The following is a 1,586-nucleotide window of genomic DNA, read 5'->3' on the forward strand; positions in this document are numbered from 1 at the left end:
TGAATTTCGAAAGCCCGTCTTTACAGTAAACATGCTGCAAATCCGCGTAGACAGAGTTGTAAACTATTGAGAGAATTCCCAAACGATTCGATGGAATCCGTCTTCGTTGAATAGTCGTCCCCCCTCCCCACAGAGCGGGCTAGCGGGATTTCCAAGTAAAGTTTTACCAGTTATCATTCCAAGACGGCGATTCTCTCTTCTATTCGTTTCCATGCGTGTCGGTTGGAAAAGTCTTTCATCAGCTTGAGGACGACCGAGCGACTGTGCCGAATAATCGTCGCCGCGCAATGAAAGAATTCCAAACGGAATCGGGCGATCGTATACCCGATATGCATCGGTTCGCAAACGTTGCGTTTAAAGCGCTCGAACAAATTATAGGCCAGCAGCTTAATCAGCAAATCCAATTCATTTGCTTTGAAATCGCCGGTTGCAATCCGATCGATGGAAAAGCCTTGTTTCGCTTCTTTGATGTAATTTTCCATACAGCAGCGTTGATTGTAGAAGCGCAACAGATCTATCGGTTCCCACTCCAGATTGGTTACAATTGCTTCGTACGTCCAGTCCGAATCGAATACGATCCGGCCTTGCCCATCATCGAAGATTTGCGCTTTGCGAATCACCGCCACACGGCGTGACGTTTCCCAGGAGGTCGCCTTGTAAATCAACGTGATGCCTTCGATGATCCAGTCTTCGTCGACATAGCGCGTCCAATAGCGGCAGGCCTGCACTTCTCTGGCGAGCCGCTGAGTCCACTTTAGCTTGCCGACGTAGCCGACTCCCTTGTTCTCCCACAAGCTGTAAAAGTGTTCGCCGCCAAAGCCTTTGTCAAATCGGGCGTATTTCACGCGGCGATCGCCAAGGAGTTCAAAGGTTTGCTCCAGAAACGCGGCGGCATCTGTAGATGAGTGAGTGTTGCCCGGCCGAAGCGTCGCATTCAGATTCAGCCGTGTCTGCCCTTCGAAGACCAGCAACGGGTGGTAGCTGTTCCGTCCCGGCTTGTGCGGGTTGGTTCCTTTGGCTGCGCCTTCTTGATTGCCGTACACGGTTTCCACCGATGAATCCAAATCGAGAATCAAGCCGACAGGCAAGGCGGGACGAAGGATCTCCTGATTCAGTGCCCGTAGCTCGGCTGGCAGCGTCGGACAGGTTCGGCCCCATCGAACCAATTCCTTGTATAACAAACTATGATGGGGACAGCGACCGCCGAGAAAACGGCGTAACAGGACGTCTTGCTGCAATTTGCGAAAGTGGAAGATCCGCTCACATCCGAGCATCCATCCTATGATGAGATACAACACAATGCGCTGAATAGGGAAAACCGCATTGATCGCTTTGCCGCCGGAGAGATATCTCATCGCCTCCGAAAGCTTGATTTTTTCAAGGTAGGCCAGAAATATGTTAACACCGCCAAAACTCGTGGCGTTATTCAGCGAAAATTCGCTCTTGATCTTGCTCATGATTGTGGTAGACTTCACCTTAAGGGTGCTCCTCTCTTGGGATGATGTTGTCTTCGCAAACACCATTATACCAAGGATCTGGGGCACTTTTCATGTTTTCAAAGAGTTGTACTTTCGAAATTCAGGTTT

At 50.1% G+C, this 1,586-nt stretch carries 1 protein-coding gene; it reads right to left on the reverse strand.

Annotation, left to right across the window (positions count from 1 at the left end; genetic code table 11):
- Window positions 1-173 precede the first annotated feature (173 nt).
- Complete coding sequence (locus POTG_RS22480; protein ID WP_009227152.1) at window positions 174-1,475, reverse strand: IS1380 family transposase; 1,302 nt, start codon at window positions 1,473-1,475, stop codon at window positions 174-176.
- Window positions 1,476-1,586: the final 111 nt, after the last annotated feature.

This window comes from Paenibacillus sp. oral taxon 786 str. D14 (assembly GCF_000159955.1).
Lineage (GTDB): Bacteria > Bacillota > Bacilli > Paenibacillales > Paenibacillaceae > Fontibacillus > Fontibacillus phoenicis.